General features: G+C 66.8%; 6 protein-coding genes and 1 pseudogene. 1 reads left to right on the top strand and 6 read right to left on the bottom strand.

All coding sequences use genetic code 11. The features are described 5' to 3' along the window. The coding region (locus PMN64_RS41930; protein WP_411785001.1) for a hypothetical protein at positions 1-368 on the top strand (368 nt) is incomplete at its 5' end. A gap of 26 nt (positions 369-394) precedes the next feature. On the opposite strand, the gene PMN64_RS41925 is transcribed toward PMN64_RS41930, so the two are convergent. From PMN64_RS41925 to PMN64_RS41900, 6 genes and pseudogenes are all read right to left on the bottom strand, one after another. Beyond that, positions 395-985 carry a flavin reductase family protein gene (locus PMN64_RS41925; protein ID WP_028343480.1) on the bottom strand — a complete coding sequence of 197 codons (591 nt, stop codon included), beginning with the start codon at positions 983-985 and terminating at the stop codon, positions 395-397. A gap of 7 nt (positions 986-992) precedes the next feature. Further along, on the bottom strand, positions 993-1,832 hold the full coding sequence (locus PMN64_RS41920) for an ATP-binding cassette domain-containing protein (protein WP_028343481.1): 840 nt from the start codon (positions 1,830-1,832) through the stop codon (positions 993-995). Positions 1,833-1,840: 8 nt separating this feature from the next. Next, positions 1,841-2,647 (bottom strand): ABC transporter permease subunit, encoded by an 807-nt coding sequence (locus tag PMN64_RS41915; protein WP_016844331.1) that lies wholly within the window; start codon positions 2,645-2,647, stop codon positions 1,841-1,843. Next, positions 2,644-3,825, bottom strand: a complete 1,182-nt coding sequence (gene ssuD / locus PMN64_RS41910; protein WP_411785000.1) for an FMNH2-dependent alkanesulfonate monooxygenase — start codon at positions 3,823-3,825, stop codon at positions 2,644-2,646. The genes PMN64_RS41915 and ssuD overlap by 4 nt, the downstream gene beginning before the upstream one ends. After that, positions 3,807-4,760 (bottom strand): sulfonate ABC transporter substrate-binding protein, encoded by a 954-nt coding sequence (locus PMN64_RS41905; RefSeq protein ID WP_411784999.1) that lies wholly within the window; start codon positions 4,758-4,760, stop codon positions 3,807-3,809. Before PMN64_RS41905 ends, ssuD begins: the two co-directional genes overlap by 19 nt. 40 nt (positions 4,761-4,800) lie before the next feature. After that, positions 4,801-5,067: pseudogene (locus PMN64_RS41900) on the bottom strand (sulfonate ABC transporter substrate-binding protein); the annotation flags it as partial.

Raw genomic sequence — 5,067 nt, 5'->3', positions numbered from 1 at the left:
ACGCGCAGACCAGCGGCACCCTGTCCACGACTTCCGCGACTTTAACGCCGATGCAAGGCCTCAGCCTGACGATTCCGGAGGGCGTCGGCACCACCGCGATCATCACCCTTAACGTTCCGAATCCCTACGCCACGGGCAACGATATTCCGGGCGGCGTGTTCGGCGTCACCGTCAACGGCACGGTCTCGCCGGTCGTCGCAAGCTTCACCTATAACGAGACCCCGTCGAGCTTTGGCCGTATCCCGACCACGCTCGTCGTTGGCATTCCGCTGGCCAATGCAGCTCAAACCGTCCAGGCTGTATGGGCTGGCGTCCGCGGCAGCAATGTGATCATCGACAGCCCGGCATCGCTGAGCGCAGTTTTCTAAAGTCCGATCCGGATAAGCACGGCGCGCTAGCGCGGCCCTCGCACATGAACATGACGCGACGGCAGGCTGACCTCAGCCAGCCGTGCGGCGTCTTCCTCATGGTCGATCGCGACATACTCGCCGTGCCAATACGCCAGCGCGGCGGTACGCTCCGACGCGATCACGTCGAGCACGCGGCCGATGACGATCACGTGCGAATGCCGTTCGATGGTCTCCTCGACCTCGCAATCAACCGCGGCGAGCGCGCCGACCAGCAGCGGGACGCCTGACGCGCGCGTCGTCCACTCGGCCCCGGTGAAGCGGTCCGCGCCCTTCAGGCCGCCCTTGCCGGTGAAGCGCTCGGCGATGTCACGCTGATCCGCGGCCAGGATGTTGACGCCGAACACGCCATGGCGCGCGATCAGCGGCCATGACGAGGCCGCGCGGTTGATGCTGACGATCAGGGACGGCGGCTCGACCGAGAGCGACGACACCGAGGTCACCGTCATTCCCGAAATATCCTTAGCCCGACCGGCCGTGATCACGCTGACGCCGCCGGTGAGGTGACGCATCGCGCCGCGGAATTCGGCGGCCGCAACCGCGGGCTCGATCGAAACATTGCGGACGATGGAATTCATGGCGACCTCACAGACTGTCTTCGCTGCCCTCGAGCAGATGCTTCAGAATCTCGCCCTCCAGCGCGGCGAGTTCGGCCGACCCGCGCCGGCGCGGCCGCGGCAGGTCGATCGTGACATCCTCGGCGATGCGGCCGTCCTCGATGACCAGCACGCGGTCGGCGAGCGCGACCGCCTCGGCGACGTCATGCGTCACCAGGATCGCGGTGAAGCCCTGGTCGCGCCAGACCCGCTCCAGCAATTGCTGCATCGATATCCGGGTCAGCGCGTCGAGTGCGCCGAGCGGTTCGTCGAACGCCAGCGCGCGCGGCTGGCTGACCAGCGCCCGCGCCAGCGCCACGCGCTGCTTCTGACCGCCCGAGAGGACCGACGGCCACTGGGTGCGCTTGTCGCCGAGGCCGACCTCGACCAGCGCGCGCTCGGCGCGCGCCTGTGCATCAGCAGACGAGCGCTCACGCCCCAGCCCGACCTCGACATTGGACAGCACGCGCGCCCAGGGCAGCAGCCGCGGCTCCTGGAACATGACGCGGACGTCCTGCGCCCGGGGCTGTTCGCCGAACGCGATGCTTCCCGCCGTCGGCGCGTCGAGGCCGGCGATCAGGCGCAGCAGCGTGCTCTTGCCGCAGCCGCTGCGGCCGACGATCGCGACGAACTGGCCGGCCGGGATGTGCAGGTCGATGCCGCGCAGCACCTCATTGTCGCCGAACGCCTTGCGCAGGCCGCGGATGGTCAGCGACAGGCCGCGGGCCGCGCCTTCCGGCACGCGCCGCAACTGCCGCGCCTTCACGACGATCTCGGTGCGGTCGACCGGCTCGGCTTCAGCGGTTTCGAAACGAAGCGCTTCTTGCATTCTCATTCTCACTTCTTCTGGAAGGCGGGATGCCACGACAGGGTCAGCCGCTCCAGCGCCCGCGAGGCGCTGTCGGCGAGCTTGCCGAGCAAGGCGTAGATCAGGATCGAGAGCACGACGACGTCGATCAGCATGAACTCGCGCGCCTGCATCGCCATGTAGCCGAGGCCCGACGAGGCCGCGATGGTCTCGGCGACGATCAGGGTCAGCCACATGATGCCGAGCGCAAAGCGCAGCCCGACGAAGATCGAGGGCAGCGCGCCGGGGAAGATCACCCGGCGGAACAGCTCGCCGTCGGTCATGCCGTAGATGCGGCCCATCTCGATCAGCTGCGGATCGACGGTGCGGATGCCGTGCAGCGTGTTGAGATAGATCGGGAAGAACACGCCGAGCGCGACCAAAAACAGCTTTGCCGACTCGTCGATGCCGAACCACAGGATGACGAGCGGGATCAGCGCCAAATGCGGAATGTTGCGCACCATCTGCAAGGTGGTGTCGGTGAGCTTTGCCGACAGCTGCGACAGCCCGTTGGCGAGGCCGAACGCAAAGCCGATGCCGCCGCCGATCAAGAAGCCGATCGAGGCGCGCCAGAAGCTGACCCAGATGTTGCGGACCAGTTCGCCGGACAGCAGCAGCTTCCATCCCGCCAGTGCGACGTCGGTCGGCGCCGGCAACACCCGCGAGGGCACGTAGCCGGTGACGCAGGCGAGCTGCCACACCAGCACGATCGCCAGCGGCACGATCCACGGAATCAGACCGTCGACCTTTGGAAGTTTCGGGGCGCCGACGCGCGGGAGACTGTCGATAAGACTCATGATTGCGATGCCTGCTTCTGCGGACGGTAGTCGTTGCCGATGGTCTCACCGAACGGCCCGGTGTTGACGCGGATCGGCGTCACGTTGCCGCCCTGCGCCAGCGACAACAGCGGGAACACCAATTCGGCGAAGCGATAGGCTTCCTCGAGGTGCGGGTAACCCGACATGATGAAGGTATCGACGCCGATCTCCTGATACTCCTTGATCCGCGCGGCGACGGTCTCGGGATCGCCGACCAGCGCGGTGCCGGCTCCGCCGCGCACCAGGCCGACGCCGGCCCACAGGTTCGGGCTGATCTCGAGCTTGTCGCGGCGGCCGCCATGCAGTTGCGCCATGCGCTGCTGGCCGACCGAATCCATCCGGGCAAAGATCTTTTGCGCGGCGGCCACCGTGTCGTCGGTGACGTACTGGATCAGCTCGTCGGCGGCGCGCCACGCCTCCGCATTGGTCTCGCGCACGATCACGTGCAGGCGGATGCCGAACGAGAGCTTGCGGCCGCGCTGCGCCGCCACCGCCTTCACCTTGGCGATCTTCTCGGCGACCTGCGCCGGCGGCTCGCCCCAGGTCAGATATTTGTCGACGGTGTCGACCGCGACGTCGATGCCGGCATCCGAGGAGCCGCCGAAATACAGCGGCGGCCGCGGCGACTGCACCGGATTGAACAGCAGGCGGCCGTCCTCGATCCGGATGTGCTTGCCTTCGACATTGACGGTCTTGCCCGCCAGCAGATCGCTGTAGACGTTGAGGAACTCGCGGGTCACCGCGTAGCGCTCGTCATGATCGAGGAAAATGCCGTCGCCCTTGTTCTCGATCGGATCGCCGCCGGTGACGACGTTGATCAGCAGGCGGCCGTTCGACAGCCGGTCCAGCGTCGCGGTCATGCGTGCGGCGACGCTCGGCGACTGCAGGCCGGGCCTCACCGCCACGAGATAGCGCAGGCGTTCGGTCCAGGGCGCGACGGCCGACGCCACCACCCAGGAATCCTCGCAGCTCCGCCCGGTCGGCAGCAGCACGCCGTAATAGCCGAGCTGATCCGCGGCCTGCGCGATCTGGCGCAGATAATTGAAGTTCACCTCGCGGCCGCCGATCGACGTGCCGAGATAGCGGCTGTCGCCGTGGGTCGGCAGGAACCAGAGGATGTTGGCGTTGGTTGGGGTGCTCACGTGCCCGGTCTCCATGCGACATCGGAAATCTTGATTTGTTTCGGGATCAGGCCGAGCGCGAAGAACGTGTCGGCGACCTGCTGCTGGTCCGCGACCACGGCATCGGTGACCGGCTTGATGCCGTAGGCCTGCCGCTTCAACGCGACCTCGACCACCGGCACCGACAGGCCGATGCTTGGCGCCAGCTGCTCGGCGACGGCGTGGATGTCGCCCTTGGCCCAGTCATCGACCTCGCTCAGCTGCGCCAGCACGAGCTCGACGATCTTCGGATCGGCCTGCAGGAATTTCTTCGAGGCGAAGTAGAACTGATAGTTCGCGACGATGCCGGTGCCGTCGGCGACGGTGCGGGCGCCGGTCGCAGCCTCGGCCGCGGCCTGGAACGGATCCCAGATCACCCAGGCATCGACCGCGCCGCGCTCGAACGCCGCGCGTGCATCGGCCGGCGCCAGGAACACCGGCTCGATCTCGGAATATTTGACACCGGCCTTCTCCAGCGCCTTCACCAAGAGATAGTGGACGTTGGAGCCCTTGTTCAGCGCGACCTTCTTGCCCTTCAGATCAGTCACCGACTTGATCGGGCTGTCCTTCGGCACCAGGATCGCCTCGCCCTTCGGCGCCGGCGGCTCATAGGCGACATACTGGATCGGCGCGCCGGCGGCCTGCGCGAAGATCGGCGGCGCCTCGCCGGTGTTGCCGAAATCGATCGCACCGACATTGAGCGCCTCGAGCAGCGGCGGCCCGGACGGAAACTCGGTCCACACCACCTTGGTGCCGACCGCCTTCAGCTTTTCCTCGAGCGAGCCCTTGCTCTTGAGCAGCACCAGCTTGCCGTATTTCTGGTAACCGATGCGGACGACCTTCTCCTGGCCGTAGGAGGCGCCGACGGTTGCGGCGACGATGCTGAGCGACAGCACCGCGCGGGCGACCCAGCGTCGAAATGAACGCGTCATAGGACTATCCTCTGCATTGAAATGACCAAACGTGCGCCGATCAGGTCTGGGGATTGAGCCAGACGATGTCGCGGATCGCGATCTGCTTCGGGATCAGGCCGAGCTTGAAGAAGCGGTCGGCGACGCCCTGCTGGGTCGCGATGATGTCGTCGGTCACGGGTCCGACCGAGAAGCCCGCCCGCTTCGCCGCGATGGTCTGGATATCGAGCGGCACGCCGGTGACGGCGGCCAGCGATTTGGCGACCTCGTCGGGATGCGCCTGCGCCCATGCCGCGCTCGATGTCGTGACATCGACGATCTGCTGCAG

The sequence above is a fragment of the Bradyrhizobium sp. UFLA01-814 genome (assembly GCF_046718885.1).
Taxonomy (GTDB): Bacteria; Pseudomonadota; Alphaproteobacteria; order Rhizobiales; family Xanthobacteraceae; genus Bradyrhizobium; species Bradyrhizobium elkanii.
This window is presented reverse-complemented; position numbering and strand designations above follow the sequence as displayed.